This is a genomic window from Actinosynnema pretiosum (genome assembly GCF_002354875.1).
GTDB lineage: Bacteria > Actinomycetota > Actinomycetes > Mycobacteriales > Pseudonocardiaceae > Actinosynnema > Actinosynnema auranticum.
The window spans coordinates 7,571,957-7,596,142 of record NZ_CP023445.1 but is presented as its reverse complement, the minus strand read 5'-3'; the positions used below and the strand labels follow the sequence as shown (position 1 = coordinate 7,596,142).

Annotated in this window: 39 protein-coding genes; 38 read left to right on the top strand and 1 reads right to left on the bottom strand. The window is 68.4% G+C overall.

What is annotated here, in order from left to right; translation table 11 throughout:
* The first annotated feature begins 130 nt into the window (after window positions 1–130).
* From rpsL to map, 28 genes are all read left to right on the top strand, one after another.
* Window positions 131–505: a 30S ribosomal protein S12 gene (gene rpsL, locus CNX65_RS32475; RefSeq protein ID WP_015805295.1), complete on the top strand. Its 375-nt coding sequence runs from the start codon at window positions 131–133 to the stop codon at window positions 503–505.
* A complete protein-coding gene (gene rpsG / locus CNX65_RS32470) occupies window positions 505–975 on the top strand; it encodes a 30S ribosomal protein S7 (protein WP_096497130.1) in 471 nt (156 codons plus the stop codon). The genes rpsL and rpsG overlap by 1 nt, the downstream gene beginning before the upstream one ends.
* A gap of 87 nt (window positions 976–1,062) precedes the next feature.
* The gene (fusA, locus tag CNX65_RS32465; RefSeq protein ID WP_096497129.1) at window positions 1,063–3,165 is read left to right on the top strand and encodes an elongation factor G; all 2,103 of its coding nucleotides are present in this window, start codon (window positions 1,063–1,065) and stop codon (window positions 3,163–3,165) included.
* Window positions 3,166–3,302: 137 nt separating this feature from the next.
* The gene (gene tuf, locus CNX65_RS32460) at window positions 3,303–4,496 is read left to right on the top strand and encodes an elongation factor Tu (RefSeq protein WP_096497128.1); all 1,194 of its coding nucleotides are present in this window, start codon (window positions 3,303–3,305) and stop codon (window positions 4,494–4,496) included.
* Window positions 4,497–4,840: 344 nt separating this feature from the next.
* Window positions 4,841–5,146: a 30S ribosomal protein S10 gene (rpsJ, locus tag CNX65_RS32455; protein WP_003938093.1), complete on the top strand. Its 306-nt coding sequence runs from the start codon at window positions 4,841–4,843 to the stop codon at window positions 5,144–5,146.
* A 51-nt stretch (window positions 5,147–5,197) separates the two neighbouring features.
* Entirely contained in the window at window positions 5,198–5,848 is a 651-nt protein-coding gene (rplC, locus tag CNX65_RS32450) for a 50S ribosomal protein L3 (protein ID WP_015805291.1), read from the top strand.
* A gap of 2 nt (window positions 5,849–5,850) precedes the next feature.
* Window positions 5,851–6,546: a 50S ribosomal protein L4 gene (rplD, locus tag CNX65_RS32445; protein WP_015805290.1), complete on the top strand. Its 696-nt coding sequence runs from the start codon at window positions 5,851–5,853 to the stop codon at window positions 6,544–6,546.
* Window positions 6,543–6,842 (top strand): 50S ribosomal protein L23, encoded by a 300-nt coding sequence (rplW, locus tag CNX65_RS32440; protein WP_015805289.1) that lies wholly within the window; start codon window positions 6,543–6,545, stop codon window positions 6,840–6,842. Before rplD ends, rplW begins: the two co-directional genes overlap by 4 nt.
* 22 nt (window positions 6,843–6,864) lie before the next feature.
* Window positions 6,865–7,698: a 50S ribosomal protein L2 gene (gene rplB, locus CNX65_RS32435; RefSeq protein WP_015805288.1), complete on the top strand. Its 834-nt coding sequence runs from the start codon at window positions 6,865–6,867 to the stop codon at window positions 7,696–7,698.
* An 18-nt stretch (window positions 7,699–7,716) separates the two neighbouring features.
* The gene (rpsS, locus tag CNX65_RS32430) at window positions 7,717–7,998 is read left to right on the top strand and encodes a 30S ribosomal protein S19 (protein ID WP_015105260.1); all 282 of its coding nucleotides are present in this window, start codon (window positions 7,717–7,719) and stop codon (window positions 7,996–7,998) included.
* 35 nt (window positions 7,999–8,033) lie between these two features.
* Complete coding sequence (gene rplV / locus CNX65_RS32425) at window positions 8,034–8,435, top strand: 50S ribosomal protein L22 (protein ID WP_096497127.1); 402 nt, start codon at window positions 8,034–8,036, stop codon at window positions 8,433–8,435.
* A complete protein-coding gene (gene rpsC / locus CNX65_RS32420) occupies window positions 8,435–9,262 on the top strand; it encodes a 30S ribosomal protein S3 (RefSeq protein ID WP_015805286.1) in 828 nt (275 codons plus the stop codon). Before rplV ends, rpsC begins: the two co-directional genes overlap by 1 nt.
* A 3-nt stretch (window positions 9,263–9,265) precedes the next feature.
* Window positions 9,266–9,685 (top strand): 50S ribosomal protein L16, encoded by a 420-nt coding sequence (gene rplP / locus CNX65_RS32415; protein ID WP_096497126.1) that lies wholly within the window; start codon window positions 9,266–9,268, stop codon window positions 9,683–9,685.
* On the top strand, window positions 9,685–9,933 hold the full coding sequence (gene rpmC / locus CNX65_RS32410; protein ID WP_096497125.1) for a 50S ribosomal protein L29: 249 nt from the start codon (window positions 9,685–9,687) through the stop codon (window positions 9,931–9,933). Before rplP ends, rpmC begins: the two co-directional genes overlap by 1 nt.
* Window positions 9,930–10,211: a 30S ribosomal protein S17 gene (gene rpsQ, locus CNX65_RS32405; RefSeq protein WP_096497124.1), complete on the top strand. Its 282-nt coding sequence runs from the start codon at window positions 9,930–9,932 to the stop codon at window positions 10,209–10,211. Before rpmC ends, rpsQ begins: the two co-directional genes overlap by 4 nt.
* A gap of 62 nt (window positions 10,212–10,273) precedes the next feature.
* A complete protein-coding gene (rplN, locus tag CNX65_RS32400; RefSeq protein WP_015805282.1) occupies window positions 10,274–10,642 on the top strand; it encodes a 50S ribosomal protein L14 in 369 nt (122 codons plus the stop codon).
* A 2-nt stretch (window positions 10,643–10,644) separates the two neighbouring features.
* The gene (gene rplX, locus CNX65_RS32395) at window positions 10,645–10,959 is read left to right on the top strand and encodes a 50S ribosomal protein L24 (RefSeq protein WP_015805281.1); all 315 of its coding nucleotides are present in this window, start codon (window positions 10,645–10,647) and stop codon (window positions 10,957–10,959) included.
* Complete coding sequence (gene rplE, locus CNX65_RS32390; protein ID WP_015805280.1) at window positions 10,959–11,522, top strand: 50S ribosomal protein L5; 564 nt, start codon at window positions 10,959–10,961, stop codon at window positions 11,520–11,522. Before rplX ends, rplE begins: the two co-directional genes overlap by 1 nt.
* A gap of 3 nt (window positions 11,523–11,525) precedes the next feature.
* Entirely contained in the window at window positions 11,526–11,711 is a 186-nt protein-coding gene (locus CNX65_RS32385) for a type Z 30S ribosomal protein S14 (protein ID WP_015805279.1), read from the top strand.
* A 140-nt stretch (window positions 11,712–11,851) separates the two neighbouring features.
* Entirely contained in the window at window positions 11,852–12,250 is a 399-nt protein-coding gene (gene rpsH, locus CNX65_RS32380) for a 30S ribosomal protein S8 (RefSeq protein WP_015805278.1), read from the top strand.
* Window positions 12,251–12,267: 17 nt separating this feature from the next.
* Complete coding sequence (gene rplF / locus CNX65_RS32375; protein ID WP_096497123.1) at window positions 12,268–12,807, top strand: 50S ribosomal protein L6; 540 nt, start codon at window positions 12,268–12,270, stop codon at window positions 12,805–12,807.
* A 1-nt stretch (window position 12,808) separates the two neighbouring features.
* Window positions 12,809–13,207 carry a 50S ribosomal protein L18 gene (gene rplR / locus CNX65_RS32370; protein ID WP_096497122.1) on the top strand — a complete coding sequence of 133 codons (399 nt, stop codon included), beginning with the start codon at window positions 12,809–12,811 and terminating at the stop codon, window positions 13,205–13,207.
* Between the two features lie 34 nt (window positions 13,208–13,241).
* Window positions 13,242–13,847 (top strand): 30S ribosomal protein S5, encoded by a 606-nt coding sequence (gene rpsE / locus CNX65_RS32365; RefSeq protein WP_015105247.1) that lies wholly within the window; start codon window positions 13,242–13,244, stop codon window positions 13,845–13,847.
* A 2-nt stretch (window positions 13,848–13,849) separates the two neighbouring features.
* Window positions 13,850–14,035, top strand: coding sequence for a 50S ribosomal protein L30 (rpmD, locus tag CNX65_RS32360; RefSeq protein ID WP_015805275.1), 186 nt, complete (start codon window positions 13,850–13,852; stop codon window positions 14,033–14,035).
* Entirely contained in the window at window positions 14,032–14,475 is a 444-nt protein-coding gene (gene rplO / locus CNX65_RS32355; protein WP_096497121.1) for a 50S ribosomal protein L15, read from the top strand. Before rpmD ends, rplO begins: the two co-directional genes overlap by 4 nt.
* A gap of 518 nt (window positions 14,476–14,993) precedes the next feature.
* On the top strand, window positions 14,994–16,304 hold the full coding sequence (gene secY / locus CNX65_RS32350; protein WP_096498107.1) for a preprotein translocase subunit SecY: 1,311 nt from the start codon (window positions 14,994–14,996) through the stop codon (window positions 16,302–16,304).
* Window positions 16,305–16,856, top strand: a complete 552-nt coding sequence (locus CNX65_RS32345; protein WP_096497120.1) for an adenylate kinase — start codon at window positions 16,305–16,307, stop codon at window positions 16,854–16,856.
* A gap of 53 nt (window positions 16,857–16,909) precedes the next feature.
* The gene (map, locus tag CNX65_RS32340; RefSeq protein WP_096497119.1) at window positions 16,910–17,686 is read left to right on the top strand and encodes a type I methionyl aminopeptidase; all 777 of its coding nucleotides are present in this window, start codon (window positions 16,910–16,912) and stop codon (window positions 17,684–17,686) included.
* Between the two features lie 125 nt (window positions 17,687–17,811).
* Here the strand turns inward: map and CNX65_RS38095 are convergent, their stop codons facing one another.
* The gene (locus tag CNX65_RS38095) at window positions 17,812–17,943 is read right to left on the bottom strand and encodes a hypothetical protein (protein ID WP_256374185.1); all 132 of its coding nucleotides are present in this window, start codon (window positions 17,941–17,943) and stop codon (window positions 17,812–17,814) included.
* A 184-nt stretch (window positions 17,944–18,127) separates the two neighbouring features.
* Between CNX65_RS38095 and CNX65_RS32335 the strand changes: the two genes are divergently transcribed.
* The 10 genes from CNX65_RS32335 to truA all read left to right on the top strand — a co-directional run bounded on the left by CNX65_RS32335 (window position 18,128) and on the right by truA (window position 24,142).
* A complete protein-coding gene (locus tag CNX65_RS32335) occupies window positions 18,128–18,604 on the top strand; it encodes a DUF1707 SHOCT-like domain-containing protein (RefSeq protein WP_157767935.1) in 477 nt (158 codons plus the stop codon).
* A 30-nt stretch (window positions 18,605–18,634) separates the two neighbouring features.
* Complete coding sequence (locus CNX65_RS32330) at window positions 18,635–19,186, top strand: DUF1707 SHOCT-like domain-containing protein (protein WP_096497117.1); 552 nt, start codon at window positions 18,635–18,637, stop codon at window positions 19,184–19,186.
* A 152-nt stretch (window positions 19,187–19,338) separates the two neighbouring features.
* Window positions 19,339–19,560: a translation initiation factor IF-1 gene (gene infA / locus CNX65_RS32325; RefSeq protein ID WP_005166804.1), complete on the top strand. Its 222-nt coding sequence runs from the start codon at window positions 19,339–19,341 to the stop codon at window positions 19,558–19,560.
* 50 nt (window positions 19,561–19,610) lie between these two features.
* The gene (rpmJ, locus tag CNX65_RS32320; protein ID WP_010148647.1) at window positions 19,611–19,724 is read left to right on the top strand and encodes a 50S ribosomal protein L36; all 114 of its coding nucleotides are present in this window, start codon (window positions 19,611–19,613) and stop codon (window positions 19,722–19,724) included.
* 218 nt (window positions 19,725–19,942) lie between these two features.
* Window positions 19,943–20,323 (top strand): 30S ribosomal protein S13, encoded by a 381-nt coding sequence (rpsM, locus tag CNX65_RS32315; RefSeq protein ID WP_096497116.1) that lies wholly within the window; start codon window positions 19,943–19,945, stop codon window positions 20,321–20,323.
* Between the two features lie 33 nt (window positions 20,324–20,356).
* Window positions 20,357–20,764, top strand: a complete 408-nt coding sequence (gene rpsK / locus CNX65_RS32310) for a 30S ribosomal protein S11 (protein ID WP_096497115.1) — start codon at window positions 20,357–20,359, stop codon at window positions 20,762–20,764.
* A 23-nt stretch (window positions 20,765–20,787) separates the two neighbouring features.
* On the top strand, window positions 20,788–21,393 hold the full coding sequence (rpsD, locus tag CNX65_RS32305; protein ID WP_015805265.1) for a 30S ribosomal protein S4: 606 nt from the start codon (window positions 20,788–20,790) through the stop codon (window positions 21,391–21,393).
* 145 nt (window positions 21,394–21,538) lie between these two features.
* The gene (locus tag CNX65_RS32300) at window positions 21,539–22,591 is read left to right on the top strand and encodes a DNA-directed RNA polymerase subunit alpha (protein ID WP_015805264.1); all 1,053 of its coding nucleotides are present in this window, start codon (window positions 21,539–21,541) and stop codon (window positions 22,589–22,591) included.
* 58 nt (window positions 22,592–22,649) lie between these two features.
* Window positions 22,650–23,240, top strand: a complete 591-nt coding sequence (gene rplQ, locus CNX65_RS32295; protein WP_096497114.1) for a 50S ribosomal protein L17 — start codon at window positions 22,650–22,652, stop codon at window positions 23,238–23,240.
* Window positions 23,237–24,142: a tRNA pseudouridine(38-40) synthase TruA gene (gene truA, locus CNX65_RS32290; RefSeq protein WP_096497113.1), complete on the top strand. Its 906-nt coding sequence runs from the start codon at window positions 23,237–23,239 to the stop codon at window positions 24,140–24,142. Before rplQ ends, truA begins: the two co-directional genes overlap by 4 nt.
* Window positions 24,143–24,186: the final 44 nt, after the last annotated feature.

The window sequence follows — 24,186 nt, the reverse complement described above, 5'->3', positions numbered from 1 at the left end:
AGGCGGTTCAACCCCCGCTCGGCCATGCCGGTGGGGCGCGACACGCCCGACCTCGGGTGCAGAGAGGGACCAGGTAACAGCGCTCGCCGCCCCGGCGGCGGGCACGTGAACGGAAGAAGCAGCCAGGCGTATGCCAACGATCCAGCAGCTGGTCCGCAAGGGCCGGCAGGACAAGGTCGCCAAGCAGAAGACGGCGGCCCTCAAGGGCAGCCCGCAGCGGCGCGGTGTGTGCACCCGCGTCTACACGACCACGCCCAAGAAGCCGAACTCGGCTCTGCGCAAGGTCGCCCGTGTTCGCCTGACCAGCGGCATCGAGGTCACCGCGTACATCCCCGGTGAGGGCCACAACCTGCAGGAGCACTCGATGGTGCTCGTGCGCGGCGGTCGTGTGAAGGACCTCCCCGGCGTCCGCTACAAGATCATTCGCGGTTCGCTCGACACCCAGGGCGTCAAGAACCGCAAGCAGGCTCGCAGCCGCTACGGCGCGAAGAAGGAGAAGAGCTGATGCCCCGCAAGGGACCGGCCCCGAAGCGGCCGCTGATCTCCGACCCGGTCTACAGCTCTCCGCTGGTGACCCAGCTCATCAACAAGGTGCTGGTCGACGGCAAGCGCTCCGTGGCCGAGCGGATCGTGTACGGCGCCCTCGAGGGCGCCCGCGAGAAGACCGGCACCGACCCGGTCGTCACGCTCAAGCGCGCGCTCGACAACGTCAAGCCCGCCCTGGAGGTCAAGAGCCGCCGCGTCGGTGGTGCGACCTACCAGGTGCCGATCGAGGTCAAGCCGGGTCGCTCGACCACGCTCGCCCTGCGCTGGCTGATCATCTTCTCCCGGCAGCGCCGTGAGAAGACCATGGTCGAGCGCCTGATGAACGAGCTGCTCGACGCGAGCAACGGCCTGGGCGCGAGCGTCAAGCGCCGCGAGGACACCCACAAGATGGCCGAGTCGAACAAGGCCTTCGCCCACTACCGCTGGTGACGCGACGCCCGGCCGGGGACACCCGGCCGGGCCGCTCCCGGCCCTAGTGAGCCTGCTACCAGCTAGCTCAAGACAGGGGAAACACCCGTGGCACAGGACGTGCTCACTGATCTGGCCAAGGTCCGGAACATCGGCATCATGGCCCACATCGACGCGGGCAAGACCACGACGACCGAGCGGATCCTGTTCTACACCGGGATCAGCTACAAGATCGGCGAGGTTCACGACGGCGCGGCCGTGATGGACTGGATGGAGCAGGAGCAGGAGCGCGGCATCACGATCACGTCGGCCGCGACGACCTGCTTCTGGAAGGACCACCAGATCAACCTGATCGACACGCCGGGCCACGTCGACTTCACGGTCGAGGTGGAGCGCAACCTCCGCGTGCTGGACGGCGCCGTCGCGGTGTTCGACGGCAAGGAGGGCGTCGAGCCCCAGTCCGAGCAGGTGTGGCGGCAGGCCTCGAAGTACGACGTTCCCCGCATCTGCTTCGTCAACAAGATGGACAAGCTGGGCGCGGACTTCTACTTCACCATCAGGACCATCAGCGAGCGGCTGGGCGCCAAGCCCCTGCCGCTGCAGCTGCCGATCGGCTCCGAGAGCGACTTCATCGGCGTCGTCGACCTGATCAACATGCGCGCCCTCACCTGGCGCGGCGAGGTCCAGAAGGGCGAGGACTACGCCGTCGAGGAGATCCCCGCGGATCTGCTGGAGCGCGCGCAGGAGTACCGCGAGCAGCTCGTCGAGGCCGTGGCCGAGACCGACGACGCCCTGATGGAGATGTACCTCGGGGGCGAGGAGCTGTCCGTCGAGCAGATCAAGACGGGCATCCGCCAGATCGTCAAGGAGGGCACCGCGTACCCGGTGCTCTGCGGCTCGGCGTTCAAGAACAAGGGCGTCCAGCCCATGCTCGACGCCGTGATCGACTACCTGCCGTCGCCGCTCGACCTCCCGCCGGTCGAGGGCACGCTGCGGGACGGCGAGACCGTGGTCACGCGCAAGCCCTCCACGGACGAGCCGTTCGCCGCCCTGGCGTTCAAGATCGCCGCGCACCCCTTCTTCGGCAAGCTGACCTACATCCGGGTGTACTCGGGTCAGGTCGCCTCCGGGGCCCAGGTCATCAACTCGACCAAGGACCGCAAGGAGCGCATCGGGAAGATCTTCCAGATGCACGCCAACAAGGAGAACCCGGTCACCGAGGCCATGGCGGGGCACATCTACGCCGTGATCGGTCTCAAGGACACCACGACCGGTGAGACCCTGTCGGACGCGCAGAGCCCCATCGTCCTCGAGTCGATGACCTTCCCCGAGCCGGTCATCGAGGTGGCCATCGAGCCCAAGACGAAGGCCGACCAGGAGAAGCTGGGCACCGCGATCCAGAAGCTCGCCGAGGAGGACCCGACCTTCCGGGTCAAGCTCGACGAGGAGACCGGCCAGACCATCATCGCCGGCATGGGCGAGCTCCACCTGGACATCCTGGTGGACCGCATGCGCCGCGAGTACAAGGTCGAGGCCAACATCGGCAAGCCGCAGGTGGCGTACCGGGAGACCATCCGCCGCAAGGTGGAGAAGTACTCCTACACCCACAAGAAGCAGACCGGTGGCTCCGGCCAGTTCGCGAAGGTCCTCATCGACCTGGAGCCGCTGGAGAAGAAGGAAGACGGCGCGCTCTACGAGTTCGTCAACGCCGTCTCCGGTGGTCGCATCCCGAGGGAGTACATCCCCTCGGTCGACGCGGGCGCGCAGGACGCCATGCAGTACGGCGTGCTGGCGGGCTACCCGCTGGTCGGCGTGAAGCTGACGCTGACGGACGGCGCCTACCACGAGGTCGACTCGTCGGAGATGGCGTTCAAGATCGCCGGTTCGATGGCCCTCAAGGAAGCGGCTCGCCAGGCGAGCCCCGCGATCCTCGAGCCCCTGATGGCTGTCGAGGTCACCACGCCCGAGGAGTACATGGGCGACGTGATCGGCGACCTCAACTCCCGCCGCGGCCAGATCCAGGCCATGGAGGAGCGCAGCGGAACCCGCGTCGTCAAGGCGCTCGTGCCGCTGTCGGAGATGTTCGGGTACGTCGGTGACCTGCGGTCCAAGACCCAGGGTCGGGCGAACTACTCGATGACGTTCGACTCCTACGCAGAGGTTCCCGCGAACGTCTCGAAGGAGATCATCGCAAAGGCGACGGGCGAGTAACCCAAACCGGAGCACCGCAGCACCACGCGGGCTCTCCGGGGGTTCAGTCCCTGGGGTCCGCAAAACCCTGACGTGACGCCCGGCGGGTCGAACCACACCCGCCGGGTAAAGCAATAGAAGTCCAGGAGGACAATCCAGTGGCGAAGGCGAAGTTCGAGCGGACGAAGCCGCACGTCAACATCGGCACCATCGGTCACATCGACCATGGCAAGACGACGCTGACCGCTGCCATCTCCAAGGTCCTGCACGACAAGTACCCGGACCTGAACCCCTTCACGCCGTTCGACCAGATCGACAAGGCGCCGGAGGAGAAGCAGCGCGGCATCACGATCTCGATCGCGCACATCGAGTACCAGACCGACAAGCGCCACTACGCGCACGTCGACTGCCCCGGTCACGCGGACTACATCAAGAACATGATCACGGGTGCGGCGCAGATGGACGGCGCCATCCTGGTCGTGGCCGCGACCGACGGCCCGATGCCGCAGACCAAGGAGCACGTGCTCCTGGCCCGCCAGGTCGGTGTGCCCTACATCGTGGTGGCCCTGAACAAGGCCGACATGGTGGACGACGAGGAGATCCTGGAGCTCGTCGAGCTCGAGGTGCGCGAGCTGCTCTCCGAGTACGAGTTCCCCGGTGACGACCTGCCCGTCGTCCGCGTCTCCGCGCTGAAGGCGCTGGAGGGCGACGCCGAGTGGGGCGAGAAGCTCATCGGCCTCATGGACGCCGTGGACGAGAACATCCCGGAGCCGGAGCGCGAGGTCGACCGCCCGTTCCTGATGCCGGTCGAGGACGTCTTCACGATCACCGGTCGTGGCACCGTCGTCACCGGTCGCATCGAGCGGGGCATCATCCAGGTCAACTCCGAGATCGAGATCGTCGGTATCAAGGAGACCTCGAAGAAGACCACGGTCACCTCGATCGAGATGTTCAAGAAGTTCCTCGACGAGGGCCGCGCGGGCGACAACGCCGCGCTGCTGCTCCGCGGCATCAAGCGCGAGGACGTCGAGCGCGGCATGGTGATCGTGAAGCCCGGCACCACGACTCCGCACACCGAGTTCGAGGCGCAGGTCTACATCCTGTCGAAGGACGAGGGCGGTCGCCACACCCCGTTCTTCAACAACTACCGCCCGCAGTTCTACTTCCGCACCACCGACGTGACCGGCGTCGTGACCCTCCCCGAGGGCACCGAGATGGTCATGCCGGGCGACAACACCACCATGGCCGTGAAGCTGATCCAGCCGATCGCCATGGACGAGGGCCTGCGGTTCGCCATCCGCGAGGGTGGCCGCACCGTCGGTGCGGGCTCGGTCACCAAGATCATCAAGTGACCTCGCGCTAACTGAAACACCCCCCGGATTTGGCTTGCGCACGAGAGTGTGCAACTATTGACGGGTTGCTCGTCGGGGCGGCCGGTTCAGAACCATGGACCTGGCCGCCCCGTCACGAGCGGGGTAAGATCGTTGAAGTTGTGTTGGGCACAAAATCCCACAGGTTTCATCAGTGGGACCGGTTTATGGCCGGGAGGGCGACACGCCCGACCGCGTGGACCGGGCACCGTGACACCGCTGGGTGTCAGTCCTGAATAGGGGGCGGAGCGCGCCGGAGGTCCCGTGACCTCGCGAAAGGTGCCCGCACCGCGGCGGTACTAGAAGCAGAGGAACGGCAAGCCACTATGGCGGGACAGAAGATCCGCATCCGGCTCAAGGCCTACGACCACGAGGCGATCGACGCGTCCGCGCGCAAGATCGTCGAGACCGTGACGCGCACCGGCGCTCGGGTCGTCGGGCCTGTGCCGCTGCCCACTGAGAAGAACGTTTACTGCGTCATCCGCTCGCCGCACAAGTACAAGGACTCGCGCGAGCACTTCGAGATGCGCACGCACAAGCGTCTGATCGACATCCTCGACCCGACGCCGAAGACGGTGGACGCGCTCATGCGCATCGACCTGCCGGCGAGCGTCGACGTCAACATTCAGTAAGCGTGGACGCGGCAGTGTTGATCCCATTTGGGGCGGAGAGTAACGAGACCCATGTCTGACAGGCAGGTTAAGGGCCTCCTGGGCACCAAGCTCGGCATGACTCAGGTCTTCGACGAGAACAACCGGGTCGTCCCGGTGACCGTCGTCAAGGCCGAGCCGAACGTGGTCACCCAGGTTCGGACCCAGGAGAACGACGGCTACTCGGCCGTGCAGCTGGCCTTCGGCGCGATCGACCCGCGCAAGGTCATCAAGCCCGTTGCGGGCCACTTCGCCAAGGCGGGCGTCACGCCCCGCCGCCACCTGGCGGAGCTGCGCACCACGGACGCCTCCGAGTACCAGGTCGGCCAGGAGATCACCGCTGAGGTGTTCGAGGCCGGCGCGGTTGTCGACGTCGTCGGCACCAGCAGGGGCAAGGGCTACGCCGGTGTCATGAAGCGCCACGGCTTCGCCGGCCTGGGCGCCAGCCACGGCACCCAGCGCAAGCACCGCTCGCCCGGTTCGATCGGCGGCTGCGCCACGCCCGGCCGCGTGTTCAAGGGTCTCCGCATGGCGGGCCGCATGGGCCACGCCCGCGTGACGACCCAGAACCTCAAGGTCTTCCGGGTGGACGCCGAGTCCGGCCTGCTGCTCATCAAGGGCGCCGTTCCCGGCCCCAAGGGCGGCACCGTGTTCGTCAAGACCGCTGCGAAGGGTGGTGCCTGATCATGACGACGTCCGTTGAGGTCCGCACCCCGGACGGCAAGACCGACGGCAGCGTCGAGCTGCCCGGCGCCGTGTTCGACGCGCAGGCCAACATCTCCCTGCTGCACCAGGTCGTCGTGGCCCAGCAGGCCGCCGCGCGCCAGGGCACGCACAAGGTGAAGACCCGCGCCGAGGTCTCCGGTGGCGGCAAGAAGCCGTACCGGCAGAAGGGCACCGGCCGCGCCCGCCAGGGCTCGACCCGCGCGCCCCAGTTCGCAGGCGGTGGCGTCGTGCACGGCCCCGTGCCGCGCGACTACTCGCAGCGCACCCCCAAGAAGATGAAGGCCGCCGCCCTGCGCGGTGCCCTCTCCGACCGGGCCCGCGCGAACCAGGTCCACGTGGTGACCGGCTTCGTCGAGGGCGACAAGCCCTCCACCAAGACCGCCCGCAAGGTCCTGGAGTCGGTGAGCACCGCCCGCCGCATCCTCGTCGTGCTGCTGCGCGACGAGGACGTGTCGTGGGTGAGCCTGCGCAACCTGACGCACGTGCACGTCATCGCGCCCGACCAGCTCAACACGTACGACGTGCTGGTCAACGACGACGTGGTGTTCAGCAAGAGCGCCCTGGACGTGTTCCTCGCGAGCAAGTCCCAGCAGGGCAAGGGCTCGGCCGAGGCGGTCGCCGGTTCGTCCGAGGTGGCACAGGAGGACGAGAAGTGATCCCCGACCACAGGGACATCCTGCTCGCGCCGGTGATCTCCGAGAAGTCCTACGGGCTCCTCGAGGAGAACAAGTACACCTTCCTGGTGTCCCCCGGCTCGAACAAGACCCAGATCAAGATTGCCGTGGAGAAGGTCTTCGGCGTCAAGGTCGTCAGCGTCAACACGATCAACCGTCAGGGCAAGCGCAAGCGCACCAAGACGGGTTACGGCAAGCGCAAGGACACCAAGCGCGCCATCGTGACGCTGTCCGCCGAGAGCAAGCCGATCGAGATCTTCGGCGGCCCGGCCGCCTGATGACGACGAGGACTGCGTAGAGATGGGCATTCGCAAGTACAAGCCGACGACCCCCGGTCGTCGCGGTGCGAGCGTCTCCGACTTCGCCGAGATCACTCGGTCGACGCCGGAGAAGTCGCTGGTCCGCCCGCTGCACGGCCGCGGTGGCCGCAACGCTTCAGGCAAGATCACGACGCGGCACAAGGGTGGCGGCCACAAGCGGGCCTACCGCCTGATCGACTTCCGCCGCACGGACAAGGACGGCATCCCGGCCAAGGTCGCTCACATCGAGTACGACCCCAACCGCACCGCCCGGATCGCGCTGCTGCACTACGTCGACGGCGAGAAGCGCTACATCATCGCCCCGGCCAAGCTGCACCAGGGCGACGTGATCGAGAACGGCCCCAAGGCCGACATCAAGCCGGGCAACAACCTGCCGCTCCGGAACATCCCGGTCGGCACCGTCGTCCACGCGATCGAGCTGCGCCCCGGTGGCGGCGCCAAGATCGCGCGTTCCGCGGGTGCGAGCGTCCAGCTCGTCGCCAAGGACGGCCCGTACGCCCAGCTGCGGATGCCCTCGGGCGAGATCCGCAACGTGGACGTGCGCTGCCGCGCCACGATCGGCGAGGTCGGCAACGCGGAGCACCAGAACATCAACTGGGGCAAGGCCGGCCGCATGCGGTGGAAGGGCAAGAAGCCCACCGTCCGCGGTGTCGCCATGAACCCGGTCGACCACCCCCACGGTGGTGGTGAGGGCAAGACCTCCGGTGGTCGCCACCCGGTGAACCCGGCTGGTAAGCCCGAAGGCCGTACCCGCCGCCGCAAGGCAAGCGACAGGCTCATCGTCCGGCGTCGTCGCACCGGTAAGAAGCGCTGAGCAGGGAGGGAGTGAAGGATGCCTCGCAGCCTGAAGAAGGGCCCCTTCGTGGACGACCACCTGCTCAAGAAGGTGGACGTCCTCAACGAGTCGGGTAAGAAGACCGTCATCAAGACCTGGTCCCGCCGGTCGACGATCATCCCCGACATGCTGGGCCACACGATCGCGGTGCACGACGGCCGCAAGCACGTGCCGGTGTTCGTGACGGAGGCGATGGTCGGGCACAAGCTCGGCGAGTTCGCCCCGACCCGCACGTTCAAGGGTCACATCAAGGACGACCGGAAGTCGCGCCGCCGCTAGGCGTCGAACTAGGAAAAGAGCAAGGGGAAGCAGCGATGAACGCCCGTAACGAAGCCGAAGCGCCGGAGTTCCCGCGCGCCGTGGCTCGGGCTCGCTACGTCCGCGACACGCCCATGAAGGTGCGTCGCGTCGTCGAGCTCATCAGGGGTCGTAGCGCCAGCGAGGCCCTGGCCGTGCTCCAGTTCGCGCCGCAGGCGGCATCTGAGCCGGTCCGCAAGGTGCTCGCGAGCGCCGTGGCCAACGCCGAGAACAACCTGTCCCTGGACCCCGACACCCTCTGGGTGTCGAAGGTCTACGTGGACGAGGGTCCGACCCTCAAGCGATTCCGCCCGCGTGCCCAGGGCCGCGCGTACCGGATTCGCAAGCGGACGAGCCACATCACCGTCGAGGTGGAGAGCCGTCCCAAGAAGACCAGCGCGAAGGGAAGTGCTCGGTAGTGGGTCAGAAGATCAACCCGCACGGCTTCCGGCTGGGGATCACCACCGACTGGAAGTCCCGCTGGTACGCCGACAAGCAGTACGCCGAGTACGTGGCCGAGGATGTCAAGATCCGCAAGCTGCTCTCGCGTGGCATGGAGCGTGCAGGCATCTCCAAGGTGGAGATCGAGCGCACCCGTGACCGGGTCCGCGTCGACATCCACACCGCCCGGCCGGGCATCGTCATCGGCCGTCGCGGCGCGGAGGCCGACCGCATCCGCGGTGAGCTGGAGAAGCTCACCAAGAAGCAGGTGCAGCTGAACATCCTCGAGGTCAAGAACCCCGAGTCGGACGCGCAGCTCGTGGCGCAGGGCGTCGCCGAGCAGCTGTCCAACCGCGTCGCCTTCCGCCGCGCGATGCGCAAGGCCATCCAGTCGGCCATGCGCTCCTCGCAGGTGAAGGGCATCCGCGTGCAGTGCGGCGGTCGCCTCGGCGGCGCCGAGATGTCCCGCTCGGAGCACTACCGCGACGGCCGCGTGCCGCTGCACACGCTCCGCGCCGACATCGACTACGGCTTCTTCGAGGCCCGCACCACGTTCGGCCGCATCGGCGTCAAGGTGTGGATCTACAAGGGCGACGTGGTCGGTGGCATCAGCGCCAAGCGCGAGCGCGACGCGGCCCCCTCGGCCGAGCGCGCGCCCCGGCGCGACCGCGGTGACCGCCCCAACCGGGCCCGTCGCTCCGGTGCCAGCGGCACCACCGCGACGAGCACCGAGGCCGGTCGTGCCGCGGCTGACGCACAGGCCAGCGACAAGCCGGCCGCGACCGAAGAGAAGACGGAGGGCTGAGTCGTGCTCATCCCGCGCAGGGTTAAGCACCGCAAGCAGCACCACCCCGGTCGTTCCGGTGCTGCCAAGGGCGGCACGAGGGTCACCTTCGGCGAGTTCGGCATCCAGGCCCTGGAGCCCGCCTACGTGACCAACCGGCAGATCGAGTCGGCTCGTATCGCCATCACCCGGCACATCCGCCGCGGTGGCAAGGTGTGGATCAACATCTTCCCCGACCGCCCGCTGACGAAGAAGCCCGCCGAGACCCGCATGGGTTCCGGCAAGGGCTCTCCGGAGTGGTGGGTGGCCAACATCAAGCCGGGCCGTGTCCTGTTCGAGATGTCCTTCCCGAACGAGGCAATCGCCCGTGAGGCGCTCCGTCGCGCGATCCACAAGCTGCCGATGAAGTGCCGCATCGTCACGCGTGAGGGTGGTGACTTCTGATGGCAGCGGGTACCACCGCTTCCGAGCTGCGCGAGCTGACTGAAGAGGAGCTCGTGCTGCGCCTTCGGGAGGCCAAGGAGGAGCTGTTCAACCTCCGCTTCCAGATGGCCACCGGGCAGCTCGACAACAACCGCCGCCTGCGCACGGTCCGGAACGAGATCGCTCGGGTCTACACCGTGATGCGCGAGCGGGAGCTGGGTCTCTCGGCTTCCCCCGATGCGGCTTCCACTGGTGAGGGTGCGGCATGAGCGAGAACGAAGAAGTGACCACCGAGGCGCGCAACTACCGCAAGGTGCGCGAGGGCCTCGTCGTGTCCGACAAGATGGACAAGACGATCGTGGTCGCGGTCGAGGACCGCAAGAAGCACCGCCGCTACTCGAAGGTCATGCGCTCCACCACCAAGGTGAAGGCGCACGACGAGCAGAACACCGCTGGCATCGGCGACCGCGTCCTCCTCATGGAGACCCGGCCGCTGTCCGCCACCAAGCGGTGGAGGCTCGTCGAGGTCCTCGAGAAGGCCAAGTAAGTCAGACCGAGCCCGTCAGGTCGGAAATCTGGCGGGCCAGGAATGGTCAAGGAGACAGGTAAGTGATCCAGCAGGAGTCGCGGCTCCGGGTCGCCGACAACACCGGTGCGAAGGAAATCCTCTGCATCCGTGTTCTCGGTGGTTCCGGCCGTCGCTACGCGGGCATCGGGGACATCATCGTCGCCACGGTGAAGCAGGCAATCCCCGGCGCGGGTGTCAAGAAGGGCGACGTGGTCAAGGCCGTCGTCGTCCGGACCGTCAAGGAGAAGCGCCGTCCCGACGGCTCTTACATCCGCTTCGACGAGAACGCCGCTGTGCTCATCAAGAACGACAACGAGCCGCGCGGCACCCGCATCTTCGGCCCGGTCGGCCGTGAGCTGCGCGACAAGAAGTTCATGAAGATCATCTCGTTGGCGCCGGAGGTGCTCTGACCATGAAGGTGAAGAAGGGCGACACCGTCGTGGTTATCGCCGGCAAGGACAAGGGTGCGCGCGGCAAGGTCATCCAGGCCTACCCCGCGCTGGACCGCGTCCTGGTCGAGGGCGTCAACCGCATCAAGAAGCACACCCGGATCACGCAGACCCAGCGCGGCGCGCAGTCGGGCGGCATCGTGACCCAGGAGGCCCCCATCCACGTGTCCAACGTGATGGTGGTCGACTCCGACGGCAAGCCGACCCGTGTGGGCTACCGGACGAACGACGAGGGCAAGCGGGTCCGCATTTCCCGTCGTAACGGGAAGGACATCTGATGACCACCGCTGAGAAGATCACGCCGCGGCTGAAGACCCGCTACCGCGAGGAAATCGCCGCCGAGCTGCAGAAGCAGTTCGAGTACGCGAACGTGATGCAGATCCCCGGCGTCGTGAAGGTCGTCGTCAACATGGGTGTCGGCGACGCCGCCCGCGACGGCAAGCTGATCGAGGGCGCCGTGCGCGACCTGTCGATCATCACCGGCCAGCGCCCCGAGGTCCGCAGGGCCCGCAAGTCCATCGCGCAGTTCAAGCTCCGCGAGGGCATGCCCATCGGCGCCCGCGTCACGCTGCGCGGCGACCGCATGTGGGAGTTCCTGGACCGCCTGCTGACGATCGCGCTGCCGCGCATCCGCGACTTCCGCGGCCTGTCCGGCAAGCAGTTCGACGGCAACGGGAACTACACGTTCGGCCTCAACGAGCAGTCGATGTTCCACGAGATCGACCCGGACGCCATCGACCGCCCGCGCGGCATGGACATCACGGTCGTCACGACCGCCACCAACGACGAGGAGGGCCGGGCGCTGCTCAAGCACCTGGGCTTCCCGTTCAAGGAGAACTGACAGATGGCCAAGAAGGCTCTGATCAACAAGGCGGCGGGCAAGCCGAAGTTCAAGGTGCGCGCCTACACCCGCTGCCAGCGCTGCGGTCGTCCGCACTCGGTGTTCCGCAAGTTCGGCCTGTGCCGGATCTGCCTGCGCGAGATGGCCCACCGGGGCGAGCTGCCCGGCGTGAGCAAGTCGAGCTGGTAGTCCCGCCTCGGCGGCCGGTTTTTCTCTCTACATCCACTTCGCTGTAGGCCCGTCCACGACCAGCGCCCCGCCCCCGCGAGGGGGCGGGCCGCTCGGACCCTGGCTGGGGAACCGCAGCGAGAAAGGTTGACCAGGTCACCATGACGATGACCGACCCGATCGCAGACATGCTGACTCGTCTGCGGAACGCGAACTCGGCTTACCACGACAAGGTCGTGATGCCGCACTCGAAGCTGAAGGCGAACATCGCCGAGATCCTCAAGCGCGAGGGCTACATCGCCAGCTACCGCGACGAGGATGGCGAGGTCGCCAAGAACCTGGTGATCGAGCTGAAGTACGGCCCGAACCGGGAGCGCAGCATCGCAGGCCTCCGCCGCGTCTCCAAGCCCGGTCTGCGGGTTTACGCGAAGTCGACCAACCTGCCGAAGGTGCTGGGCGGTCTTGGCGTCGCGATCATCTCGACCTCTGGCGGTCTGCTGACCGACCGCCAGGCCAACAAGCAGGGCGTGGGCGGAGAAGTCCTCGCCTACGTCTGGTAGAAGGGGGGACTGAAGGCATGTCGCGCATCGGAAAGCTGCCGATCACCGTCCCCTCCGGGGTCGACGTGAACATCGACGGCCAGGCCGTCAGCGTGAAGGGGCCGAAGGGCACCCTGAACCTGACGATCGCCGAGCCGATCACCCTCGAGAAGGCCGAAGACGGCACGCTCGAGGTCAAGCGCCCGAACGACGAGCGCCGCAGCCGCTCGCTCCACGGCCTGTCCCGCACCCTGGTGCAGAACATGGTCGTCGGCGTGACGCAGGGCTACGAGAAGAAGATGGAGATCCACGGCGTCGGTTACCGCGTGGCTCTCAAGGGCTCGGACCTCGAGTTCGCCCTGGGCTACAGCCACCCGGTCAAGGTCGAGGCCCCCGCGGGCATCACCTTCGCGGTGGAGACGCCGACCCGCTTCTCCGTGGCTGGCATCGACAAGCAGCTCGTCGGCGAGGTCGCCGCGAACATCCGCAAGCTGCGCAAGCCCGACCCGTACAAGGGCAAGGGCGTGCGCTACTCGGGTGAGAAGATCCGCCGCAAGGTCGGAAAGACGGGTAAGTGACATGAGCGAGACTGCAACGAAGCGCAAGCCGGTGGGCAAGGACATCTCGACCACCCGCCGCATCGCGAAGACCCGCCGTCACTTCCGCCTCCGCAAGAAGGTCAGCGGCACGGCGGAGCGCCCGCGCCTGGTCGTGCACCGCTCGTCGAAGCACATCACCGTGCAGATCATCGACGACCTCGCGGGCCACACCCTGGCGGCTGCCTCCTCGGTCGAGGCGGACGTCCGGGCGCTCGACGGCGACAAGAAGGCCCGTGCCGCCAAGGTCGGTCAGCTGGCCGCGGCTCGCGCCAAGGACGCCGGCATCAGCAAGGTGGTGTTCGACCGCGGTGGCAACGCCTACCACGGCCGGGTCGCCGCTCTCGCGGATGCCGCCCGCGAGGCGGGGCTGGAGTTCTGACAATGATCATCACCGGAATTGAGAGGGACGCCTGATGCCAGGACGCACGCGTCGCGAAGGCGGCGGGGGCGAGCGCGGAGAGCGCCGCGACCGTCGTGACGGCGGCCGCGGCGGCGCGGCCCAGGAGAAGACCCCGCACCTGGAGCGCGTTGTCGCGATCAACCGCGTCTCCAAGGTCGTCAAGGGTGGTCGCCGGTTCAGCTTCACGGCCCTCGTGGTCGTGGGCGACGGCGACGGCATGGTGGGCGTCGGCTACGGCAAGGCCAAGGAAGTTCCGGCCGCCATCGCCAAGGGCGTCGAGGAGGCGAAGAAGAACTTCTTCCGCGTCCCCCGCATCGCGGGCACCATCCCCCACCCGGTCCAGGGTGAGAAGGCGGCCGGTGTCGTGCTGCTGCGCCCGGCCTCGGCCGGTACCGGTGTCATCGCCGGTGGCGCCGTCCGCGCGGTGCTGGAGTGCGCCGGTGTCCACGACGTGCTGAGCAAGTCGCTGGGCTCCGACAACGCCATCAACATCGTGCACGCCACCGTGGCGGCCCTGAAGGGCCTCCAGCGTCCGGAGGAGGTGGCCGCCCGCCGCGGTCTGCCGCTCGAGGACGTCGCTCCCGCCGGCATGCTCCGCGCCCGCGCAGGGGCGGTGTGACCATGGCACAGCTCAAGGTCACCCAGGTGAAGAGCACCATCGGTACCAAGCACAACCACCGGGAGTCCATGCGGACCCTGGGGCTGCGCAAGATCCGCCAGTCGGTGGTCCGCGAGGACACGCCGCAGGTGCGCGGGCTCATCCACGCCGTGCGCCACCTGGTGGTCGTCGAGGAGGTCCAGTCGTGACCATCAAGATCCATGACCTGAGGCCGGCCCCCGGCGCCAAGACCAAGAAGACCCGCGTGGGTCGTGGTGAGGGCTCCAAGGGCAAGACCGCCGGTCGCGGCACCAAGGGCACCGGAGCGCGGAAGAACGTCTCGCCGCGCTTCGAGGGTGGCCAGATGCCGCTGCACATGCGCCTGCCCAAGCTCAAGGGCTTCCGCAACCCGTTCCGCACCGAGTACCAGGTCGTGAACGTGGCCGACCTCGCCCGCCTGTTCCCCAAGGGCGGCCGGGTCGACGTGGACGCGCTCATCAACGCCGGCCTCGTTCGCAAGAACGAGCTGGTGAAGGTGCTGGGCGACGGCGACATCAACGGCGTCAAGCTCGACGTCGTCGCCAACAAGTTCTCCGGCAGCGCGGTCGAGAAGATCGCCGCCGCCGGTGGCACCACCACCGTCCTCTGAGCCTCGCCTCAGACACGGGCGTGTGACGCCTGAACTGCTGAACGGCCCCCGGAGTTCCGACTCCGGGGGCCGTTTCGCGTTCCGGATCGGGCCGCTCGGCGCCGGATTCGCGCCCGCTGATCGTCGTCCACCACTCCCAGGGGTGACATTTGGATGACTTCTGCGCCGTTAGCAGGTGCGCGCGGACTGCGGCACCCCTGTCCGGCGTCCCACTTCGCGAACCTGTTCGCGATGGGCGTAACCAGCGGCTACGCTCCCCGAACTTGATCCATTCGGGGGCTTGCCGGTCACCGGTGCCGATCGGGTAGTAAGTGTGGGGGATGACTGGATGCGGTGACCTGCCCAGCGGCTGTTAAAGTCGCGGGCTGTACCCGGATGGTTCCGGGTCGGTCGCGGCTACCCGTCGCTTCCACCACCGCCGGCCCTGTCCGGCGGGAGCCCACAAGACCGTGCCGGCAAAACGGCCGGTACCGCAGGATGCCGACCCACGCGGGGCGGCAACGCTGATGGAGGTTCGCGTGCTCGGCGCATTCCGCTCGGCTCTCGCGACGCCGGACCTACGCAAGAAGATCCTCTTCACGCTGGGGATCATCGTGGTGTACCGGTTGGGCGCGACCCTGCCCGCGCCGGGCGTCTCGTTCGTCAACGTCAAAAAGTGCGTCGAGCAGGTCGACCAGCAGGGCATCTACTCCCTGATCAACCTGTTCAGCGGCGGCGCGCTCCTGAACTTGTCGATCTTCGCGCTGGGCATCATGCCCTACATCACCGCGAGCATCATCGTCCAGCTGCTCACCGTGGTCATCCCGCGGTTCGAGCAGCTGAAGAAGGAAGGCCAGTCCGGCCAGGCCAAGCTGACCCAGTACACCCGGTACCTGACGATCGCGCTCGCGGTCCTGCAGTCCACCGGCATCATCGCCCTGGCGGTGCGCGGTCAGCTGTTCGCCAACTGCGACGTCCCGGTCATCCCGGACGACAGCATCTTCTCCCTGATCGTCATGGTCGTGACCATGACCGCGGGCACCAGCGTCATCATGTGGCTCGGCGAGGTCATCACCGAGAAGGGCATCGGCAACGGCATGTCGTTGCTGATCTTCACCGGCATCGCGGCCCGCGTCCCGGTCGAGGGCCAGGTCATCTGGAGCCGCGGCGGCCTGACCTTCGCGCTGGTCTGCGTGGCGGCCCTGCTGATCATCGCCAGCGTCATCTACGTGGAGCAGGCCCAGCGCCGCATCCCCGTCCAGTACGCGAAGCGCATGATCGGCCGCAGGATGTACGGCGGCACCTCGACCTACCTGCCGCTGAAGGTCAACCAGGCCGGCGTCATCCCGGTCATCTTCGCCTCGTCGCTGCTCTACCTGCCCGACCTGATCTCGCGCCTGACCGCCGCCAACGACGGCTCGGCGCCCGGCTGGTGGCAGACCTTCGTCGCGACCCACCTGGTCTCCCAGTCGAGCCCGGTGCACATCTCGCTGTACTTCCTGCTGATCGTCTTCTTCACCTACTTCTACGTCGGCATCACGTTCAACCCGGACGAGCGCGCCGACGAGATGAAGAAGTTCGGTGGGTTCATCCCCGGCATCCGGCCGGGCCGCCCCACCGCCGAGTACCTCCGCTTCGTCCTGGGGCGGATCACGCTGCCCGGCTCGCTGTACCTCGGTATCGTCGCGATCCTGCCGAACCTGTTCCTCGACCTGACCGGTGAGGGCCAGAACCAGAACTTCCCCCTCGGCGGCACGGCGGTGCTGATCATGGTCGGTGTCGGCCTCGACACCGTGAAGCAGATCGAGAGCCAGCTCATGCAGCGCAATTACGAAGGGTTCCTCCGCTAGATGCGACTCGTTCTCGTCGGCCCGCCCGGAGCGGGCAAGGGCACGCAGGCCAAGAATCTCAGCGCCGCGCTCGCCGTGCCGCACATCTCCACGGGGGACCTGTTCCGCGCGCACATCAGCGAGCAGACCCCGCTCGGCCAGGAGGTCCAGGAGTACCTGGACGCCGGCGAGCTCGTGCCCGACGAGGTGACGAACAAGATGGTGCGCGAGCGCCTCGCCGAGCCGGACGCCGCGAACGGCTTCCTGCTCGACGGGTTCCCGCGCAACGTCGCCCAGGCGGACGTCCTCGGCGCCCTGCTCGCGTCCGAGGGGCACGAGCTGGACGCCGTGCTGGAGTTCCGGATCGACGAGGAGATCGTCGTCGAGCGGCTGCTCGCCCGTGGCCGCGCCGACGACAAGGAGGACGTCATCCGGCACCGCCAGCAGGTCTACCGCACCGAGACGGCCCCGCTGCTGGAGTACTACTCCGGCATCGTCGTCACGATCGACGCGGTCGGCGACGTCACCGAGATCAGCGAGCGGGCGCTGGCCGCGCTGCGCGGCGAGAAGTGACCGGTGGACTGCTCGATGCACTCCGGCGAATCGCACCAGGCGGTCGTGACCGCATGATCGAGATCAAGACCCGCGGCCAGCTGGAGGCCATGCGCGCCTCCGGCCTGGTCGTGGCGAAGGCCCTGACCCTGATGGCCGCGCACGCCAAGGCGGGGGTCAGCACGGCCGAGCTGGACCAGCTCGCCGAGCAGACCATCCGCGACGCGGGCGCCGTGCCGAGCTTCAAGGGCTACCACGGGTTCCCGGCGAGCATCTGCGCGTCGGTCAACCAGCAGGTGGTCCACGGCATCCCCAGCCGCACCCAGATCCTCGCGGACGGCGACCTGCTGTCGATCGACTGCGGCGCGATCCTGGACGGCTGGCACGGCGACTCGGCGCTCACCGTCCCGATCGGGACGGTCACCGAGGCCGAGCTGAAGCTGTCCGAGGCGACCAGGACGTCGATGCTCGCGGGCATCGAGGCCGCGGTGGCGGGCGCGAAGCTGTCGGACGTCTCGTTCGCCATCGAGTCCGAGACGATCGCCGCGGGCGAGCGCGACGGCGTCGAGTACGGGATCGTCGACGGCTACGGCGGCCACGGCATCGGCACCAAGATGCACATGGACCCGTTCCTGCCGAACTACGGCAAGCCCGGCAAGGGCCCCCGGCTCAAGCCCGGCATGGCGATCGCGATCGAGCCGATGCTGACCCTGGGCACGGACCAGACGGTGGAGCTGTCGGACGGCTGGACGGTCGTCACGGCGGACAAGTCGAAGGCCGCGCACTGGGAGCACAGCGTGGCCATCACCGAGGACGGCCCCTGGGTGCTGACGGCGCCCGAGGAGGGCTGAGACCCCGGCTGTGCGAGCGGCCCCCGACCCGACCGGGTCGGGGGCCGCTCTGCGTTCTGAGCCTGCGTTCCGGGCCTGCCGGACCGGGCCTGTCCGGACCGGCCCGCTCGGGGCCGGGGCCTCGGTCAGACCCCGTCGTGCCCGGCCGCGTCGCACTCGCCGGGCGCGCAGCCCGCGGGGCAGCGGCGCGCGGCCAGCCCGGTGGTCAGCAGGGCGCAGGACGCGATCCCGGCCAGCAGCAGAGCCGTGGTCAGCACGGGTTCCCACCTCCCGCCGGGACGCGTGCGGTCCCGGTAGGGGTATTCCACCGGATGCTTCACCCGGACGTGGCCCGAACGGTCCCGTTGTCACACCAACGGGCTAAGGGGGGTGGGGTTTCTTCCCCCTGGGACGGGGGCTACCTGGATACCGCGCGGGGCCGGGGGTCTCCACCATGGAGGTGTGATCGAACCCGTGAAGCCCGAGGACATCAGGGTCTCGGACAAGGACCGCGAGCAGGTCCAGGACTTCCTCCGGCGCGCCCACGTCGAGGGCTCCCTCGACGTGACCGAGTTCGACGAGCGGGTCGGGGAGGCGCTGCGCGCCAGGACGCGCGGGGACCTCGCCCGGCTCATCGCGGACCTGCCGGTGCCGGACACCGAGCCGCTCGACTTCCGCCCCCGGCCGCAGGCGCCCGCGCCGACCGCCGGGTACGCGCGCCCCGACTCGAAGTACCACCGCGTGCTGCGGGTGCTCACCCAGATCTGGCTCGCGGTGAGCGCGCTGAACTTCGTCGTCTGGCTGCTGGTCAACGTCTCCGACTTCATCGACGGGCACGGGCTCGACTACCCCTGGTTCCTGTGGTTCACCGCGCCCCTCGGCGCCGCGCTGGGCGCGCTCTGGTGGCTCGCCCCCCGCGAGCAGCGGGCGCGCGGGTAGCTTCGGGGGGACCGGAGGGACGGGGGAGCGGTGACTGCCGAGGAGCGCGACAAGGCGCAGGCGCTGGAGGTGCTGGGCGAGGCCCGCGCCGAGGGGCGGATCAGCGAGGGCGAGCTGCTGCGGCGCTCGGGCGCGGTGCGGGCGGCGAGCACGTACGCCGAGCTGACCGCCGCGCTGACCGGGCCGCCGCGCCCGGAGGCCCCGCCCGCGCCCCCCGAGCGGGCCTCGTGGCTGTCCGCGCTGGTCAACGGCTGGCGCTCGCAGGACCCGTCCGCGCCCCGGTCGGCCGACCACCTGCCCGCCGCCGGGCCGCCGCCCGCCGAGGCCGCCGGTTCCCGGTCCGCCGAGGCGTCCGCCAGGGCCGAGGGCGCGCCCGCCGACCGGCCCGAGTGGGTCGCCGCGCTGGTCAACGCCTGGAACTCGCGGGACCTGTCCGACGCGCTGAGCGTGCTCGCCGTCGTCGTCTTCCTGGTGTGGGGCCTCGCCGCGCTGCGGGCGGAGATCATGCCTCACCCGTGGTGGATCTGGGTCGCCCTGGCGGCCATGGTCACCCGATTTGGGCGTTCAGGCGGCGGCGCGTAGTATGGGGCGGTGGCGCACACGTCGCGCCGGTTCCGCCATGCCCGTGGAGGTCGTCAGACCCCGGCAGGCAGCAGGTTCGCAAGGGCCTAGACGGACTCGGGGTCGTGCGTGCCCTAATCCGGAAGTACCCACCGTCACGAAACGCGGAGGACATGGGCAAGAAGGACGGGGCCATTGAGGTCGAGGGCCGCGTAGTCGAGCCGCTTCCCAACGCGATGTTCCGAGTCGAGTTGGAGAACGGGCACAAGGTCCTGGCGCACATCAGCGGCAAGATGCGTCAGCACTACATCCGAATCCTCCCCGAGGACCGGGTTGTCGTGGAGCTCTCGCCCTACGACCTGTCCCGAGGGCGCATCGTCTACCGCTACAAGTGACCTCCGGTGCCCGGTCACGGGCACTCGGCCACAAGCAGGAGAGCTCAGGCGTGAAGGTTCAGCCGAGCGTCAAGAAGATCTGCGACAAGTGCAAGGTGATCCGCCGTCACGGCCGGGTCATGGTGATCTGCGAGAACCTGCGCCACAAGCAGCGCCAGGGCTGAGCAGCACCCGCTGTCGTCGTTCGCCACGACGCCAAAGACAAGCAAGCCTCTTCGCACCTGCCCACACCCCTGACACAGGGGCGTGGGCACACCCCCGGACTCCAGGCCGGGGCCGGGACGCCGCCCGCGAGAGCGGGCGGAACTGACGCAGCGAGTCAGTCCCGGGAACGGGCGAGGAGCAAACCTGGAGCGACACCACTGTTAGGAGCAAGCGCCGAATGGCACGACTCGCTGGCGTCGACCTCCCCCGCGAAAAGCGGTTGGAGATCGCGCTCACCTACATCTTCGGCATTGGTCGCACGCGCTCCAAGGAGCTGCTGAAGGCCACCGAGATCTCCCCGGACGTCCGGGTGAAGGACCTCGGTGACGACGACCTCGCCAAGCTGCGGGACTACATCGAAGAGCACTTCAAGCTTGAGGGTGATCTCCGCCGCGAGATCCAGGCCGACATCCGTCGCAAGATGGAGATCGGCTGCTACGAAGGCCTGCGCCACCGTCGCAACCTGCCCGTCCGCGGGCAGCGCACCAAGACGAACGCGCGCACTCGCAAGGGTCCGAAGAAGACCGTTGCGGGCAAGAAGAAGGCCGGCAAGAAGTAACCTCGCGGACCCTGAAGTAGGAGATCACCCAGAATGCCACCCAAGACCCGTCAGGGCGCCGGGGTCAAGAAGGTCCGGCGCAAGGAAAAGAAGAACGTCTCGCACGGCCAGGCCCACATCAAGAGCACGTTCAACAACACCATCGTGTCCATCACGGACCCGCTGGGCAACGTGATCAGCTGGGCTTCCGCGGGCCACGTCGGCTTCAAGGGCTCGCGCAAGTCGACGCCCTTCGCCGCGCAGATGGCCGCGGAGAACGCCGCGCGCAAGGCCGCCGAGCACGGCATGCGCAAGGTGGACGTGTTCGTGAAGGGTCCCGGCTCCGGCCGCGAGACCGCGATCCGTTCGCTGCAGGCCGCCGGCCTCGAGGTCGGCACCATCCAGGACGTGACCCCGCAGCCCCACAACGGCTGCCGCCCGCCCAAGCGGCGCCGGGTCTGAGGCACGGGGAGGAGTAAGCACTCATGGCTCGCTACACCGGACCGGCCACGCGCATCTCGCGTCGCCTCAAGGTCGACCTCATCGGTGGGGACCAGGCGTTCGAGCGCCGCCCCTACCCGCCCGGCCAGCACGGCCGAGGCCGCATCAAGGAGTCCGAGTACCTCCTGCAGCTGCAGGAGAAGCAGAAGGCTCGCTACACGTACGGCATCCTTGAGAAGCAGTTCGTCCGCTACTACAAGGAAGCGGTTCGCCGCACCGGCAAGACCGGTGAGAACCTGCTGCAGATCCTCGAGTCGCGCCTGGACAACGTGGTGTACCGCGCCGGTCTGGCCCGCACCCGTCGCCAGGCCCGCCAGCTGGTCAGCCACGGTCACTTCCTGGTCAACGGCCACAAGGTGAACATCCCGAGCTACCAGGTGTCGAAGTTCGACATCATCGACGTCAAGCCCAAGTCGCTGCCGCTGCTGCCCTTCGAGGCCGCGCGCGCGTCCTTCGGCGACCGTCCGGTGCCGGCGTGGCTGCAGGTCGTCCCGTCGAACCTGCGGATCCTGGTGCACCAGCTCCCGGAGCGGGCGCAGATCGACACGCCCGTCACCGAGCAGCTGATCGTCGAGCTCTACTCGAAGTGATCCTCCTGGAGGGCGGCCCGACGGGTCGCCCTCCAGTCGGGTCCCGCGACGGCACTAAATGGTGTGCCGAACGCGTTTGCCGGTCTCCGCGACTGGCTCTCCCGGCGTCAAATAGCGGTCGCCGGGTTCAGAGAGGAAGAACCCAGTGCTGATTTCCCAGCGCCCCTCGCTCAGCGAGGAAGCGGTCAGCGAGACCCGCTCCCGGTTCGTCATCGAGCCGCTGGAGCCGGGTTTCGGCTACACCCTCGGCAACTCCATCCGCCGCACCCTGCTGTCCTCCATCCCCGGCGCGGCCGTGACCAGCATCCGCATCGACGGCGTGCTGCACGAGTTCACCACCGTGCCCGGTGTGAAGGAGGACGTCACCGACATCATCCTCAACCTCAAGGAGCTGGTCGTCAGCTCCGAGGAGGACGAGCCGGTGACCATGTACCTGCGCAAGCAGGGGCCGGGCGCGGTGACCGCCGGTGACATCGTGCCCCCGGCCGGTGTGACCGTGCACAACCCCGACCTGCACATCGCCACCCTGAACGGCAAGGGCAAGCTGGAGATCGAGCTCGTCGTCGAGCGCGGTCGCGGCTACGTCCCCGCCGTCCAGAACAAGCAGGCCGGTGCCGAGATCGGCCGCATCCCCGTCGACTCGATCTACTCGCCCGTCATGAAGGTGACCTACAAGGTCGAGGCCACCCGTGTCGAGCAGCGGACCGACTTCGACAAGCTGATCCTCGACGTCGAGAGCAAGCCCTCCATCACGCCGCGCGACGCCGTGGCGTCGGCGGGCAAGACCCTGGTGGAGCTGTTCGGCCTCGCTCGCGAGCTGAACGTCGACGCCGAGGGCATCGAGATCGGGCCCTCGCCCGCCGAGGCGGACACCATCGCGGCGTTCGCGATGCCGATCGAGGACCTGGACCTCACCGTCCGGTCCTACAACTGCCTCAAGCGCGAGGGCATCCACACGGTGGGCGAGCTCGTCTCGCGCAGCGAGGCGGACCTGCTGGACATCCGCAACTTCGGCGCGAAGTCCATCGACGAGGTCAAGATGAAGCTCGTCGGCTTGGGCCTCGCGCTGAAGGACAGCCCTCCCGGGTTCGACCCCTCGGCCGCCGCGTCCGACTACCCCGCTGAGGGGTGGGGCGCGGACTCGTCCGTGGACTCCCACGACGACGGCCAGGACTACGCGGAGACCGAGCAGCTCTGAGGCCGCTTAGCGGCCGGGCCGGAGCAGAGGATCAGAAAGAAATCCGAGGAGCAATTCGATGCCCACCCCCACCAAGGGACCCCGTCTCGGTGGCTCGCCGGCCCACGAGCGGCTCATGCTGGCCAACCTGGCCACGTCGCTGTTCACCCACGGTCGCATCACCACGACCGAGGCGAAGGCCAAGCGGCTGCGCCCGTACGCCGAGAAGCTGATCACCAAGGCCAAGGTCGGTGACCTGCACAACCGTCGCGAGATCATGAAGGTGATCCGCGACAAGGACATCGTCCACAAGCTGGTGGCCGAGATCGGTCCGTTCTTCGCGGACCGCACCGGCGGCTACACCCGCATCACGAAGACGCTGAACCGCAAGGGCGACAACGCCCCCATGGCCGTCATCGAGCTGGTGCAGCAGAAGACGGTGACCTCCGAGGCCGAGAAGGCGCGGAGCACCAAGTTCGCCAAGGACGAGGCCAAGACCGAGGCTCCCGCCGAGGAGACCAAGGTCGAGGAGACCAAGGCCGTCGACCAGGACGCCGAGGCCCCCGAGTCCGCCACCAAGGACGCGTCCGAGGAGCCCGCCGAGGGCGCCGCGGCCAAGTCCGAGGAGCCCGCCGCGGCCAAGGCCGAGGACAAGAAGGACGAGTCCTGAGCGACTCCAGCACCACCCGCGAGCCCGTCGCCCCCACCGGGGGCGGCGGGCTCGCCGGTGTTCCGGGCAGTGGTGGGGACGGCTCCGGGGACGGCTCCGGCCGGGTCCGCGTCCGGCTGGACCTGGCGTACGACGGCACCGAGTTCTCCGGCTGGGCCCGCCAGCCGAACCGCCGCACGGTCTGCGGGGTGCTGGAGGACACCCTGTCCACGGTGCTGCGCGAGGACGTCGTGCTGACCGTGGCCGGGCGCACCGACGCGGGCGTGCACGCGGCCGGGCAGGTCGCGCACGTCGACCTGCCGGAGGCCATCGACGTGGCCGGGCTGCCCAAGCGGCTGGCCCGCGCGCTGCCCGCCGACGTCCGGGTGTTCTCGGCGCGGGTCGTGCCCGCCGCCTTCGACGCCCGCTTCGCGGCGCTGCGGCGGCACTACGAGTACCGGGTGACCGACGCGCCGTTCGGCGCGCACCCGCTGCGGCGGCTGGACACCCTCGCCTGGCCCCGTCAGCTCGACGTGGCGGCGATGAACGCCGCGTCCGGGCTCATGCTGGGGGAGCGGGACTTCTGCGCCTACTGCCGCCGCAGGGAGGGCGCCACGACGATCCGGGAGCTCCAGCGGCTGGAGTGGGTGCGCGAGGGCGACCTGCTGACCGCGTTCGTCTCGGCGGACGCCTTCTGCCACTCGATGGTGCGGAGCCTGGTGGGGGCCCTGCTCGCGGTGGGCGAGGGGCGCAAGCCGGTGGAGTGGCCCGCGTCGCTGCTGTCGCTGCACAGCCGCTCCAGCGAGGTGACCGTGGCCCCGCCGCACGGGCTGTCCCTGGTGCGGGTGGACTACCCGGCCGACGAGGACCTGGCGGCTCGGGCGGAGATCACCAGGAACGTGCGAGTAGCGACCGCTGGTTGAGGTCTTTTGGAGCGACTCCGGGGGCGGGACGGCGCGCGACTGCA

Bases quoted from the DNA above. Each gene is read 5' to 3' on its own strand.
- rpsL (WP_015805295.1), top strand. From the start codon at position 131: ATGCCAACGATCCAGCAGCTGGTCCGCAAGGGCCGGCAGGACAAGGTC.
- rpsG (WP_096497130.1), top strand. From the start codon at position 505: ATGCCCCGCAAGGGACCGGCCCCGAAGCGGCCGCTGATCTCCGACCCG.
- rpsJ (WP_003938093.1), top strand. From the start codon at position 4,841: ATGGCGGGACAGAAGATCCGCATCCGGCTCAAGGCCTACGACCACGAG.
- rplC (WP_015805291.1), top strand. From the start codon at position 5,198: ATGTCTGACAGGCAGGTTAAGGGCCTCCTGGGCACCAAGCTCGGCATG.
- rplD (WP_015805290.1), top strand. From the start codon at position 5,851: ATGACGACGTCCGTTGAGGTCCGCACCCCGGACGGCAAGACCGACGGC.
- rplB (WP_015805288.1), top strand. From the start codon at position 6,865: ATGGGCATTCGCAAGTACAAGCCGACGACCCCCGGTCGTCGCGGTGCG.
- rpsS (WP_015105260.1), top strand. From the start codon at position 7,717: ATGCCTCGCAGCCTGAAGAAGGGCCCCTTCGTGGACGACCACCTGCTC.
- rplV (WP_096497127.1), top strand. From the start codon at position 8,034: ATGAACGCCCGTAACGAAGCCGAAGCGCCGGAGTTCCCGCGCGCCGTG.
- rpmC (WP_096497125.1), top strand. From the start codon at position 9,685: ATGGCAGCGGGTACCACCGCTTCCGAGCTGCGCGAGCTGACTGAAGAG.
- rpsQ (WP_096497124.1), top strand. From the start codon at position 9,930: ATGAGCGAGAACGAAGAAGTGACCACCGAGGCGCGCAACTACCGCAAG.
- rplX (WP_015805281.1), top strand. From the start codon at position 10,645: ATGAAGGTGAAGAAGGGCGACACCGTCGTGGTTATCGCCGGCAAGGAC.
- rplE (WP_015805280.1), top strand. From the start codon at position 10,959: ATGACCACCGCTGAGAAGATCACGCCGCGGCTGAAGACCCGCTACCGC.
- CNX65_RS32385 (WP_015805279.1), top strand. From the start codon at position 11,526: ATGGCCAAGAAGGCTCTGATCAACAAGGCGGCGGGCAAGCCGAAGTTC.
- rpsH (WP_015805278.1), top strand. From the start codon at position 11,852: ATGACGATGACCGACCCGATCGCAGACATGCTGACTCGTCTGCGGAAC.
- rplF (WP_096497123.1), top strand. From the start codon at position 12,268: ATGTCGCGCATCGGAAAGCTGCCGATCACCGTCCCCTCCGGGGTCGAC.
- rplR (WP_096497122.1), top strand. From the start codon at position 12,809: ATGAGCGAGACTGCAACGAAGCGCAAGCCGGTGGGCAAGGACATCTCG.
- rpsE (WP_015105247.1), top strand. From the start codon at position 13,242: ATGCCAGGACGCACGCGTCGCGAAGGCGGCGGGGGCGAGCGCGGAGAG.
- rpmD (WP_015805275.1), top strand. From the start codon at position 13,850: ATGGCACAGCTCAAGGTCACCCAGGTGAAGAGCACCATCGGTACCAAG.
- CNX65_RS32345 (WP_096497120.1), top strand. From the start codon at position 16,305: ATGCGACTCGTTCTCGTCGGCCCGCCCGGAGCGGGCAAGGGCACGCAG.
- map (WP_096497119.1), top strand. From the start codon at position 16,910: ATGATCGAGATCAAGACCCGCGGCCAGCTGGAGGCCATGCGCGCCTCC.
- infA (WP_005166804.1), top strand. From the start codon at position 19,339: ATGGGCAAGAAGGACGGGGCCATTGAGGTCGAGGGCCGCGTAGTCGAG.
- rpsM (WP_096497116.1), top strand. From the start codon at position 19,943: ATGGCACGACTCGCTGGCGTCGACCTCCCCCGCGAAAAGCGGTTGGAG.
- rpsK (WP_096497115.1), top strand. From the start codon at position 20,357: ATGCCACCCAAGACCCGTCAGGGCGCCGGGGTCAAGAAGGTCCGGCGC.
- rpsD (WP_015805265.1), top strand. From the start codon at position 20,788: ATGGCTCGCTACACCGGACCGGCCACGCGCATCTCGCGTCGCCTCAAG.
- rplQ (WP_096497114.1), top strand. From the start codon at position 22,650: ATGCCCACCCCCACCAAGGGACCCCGTCTCGGTGGCTCGCCGGCCCAC.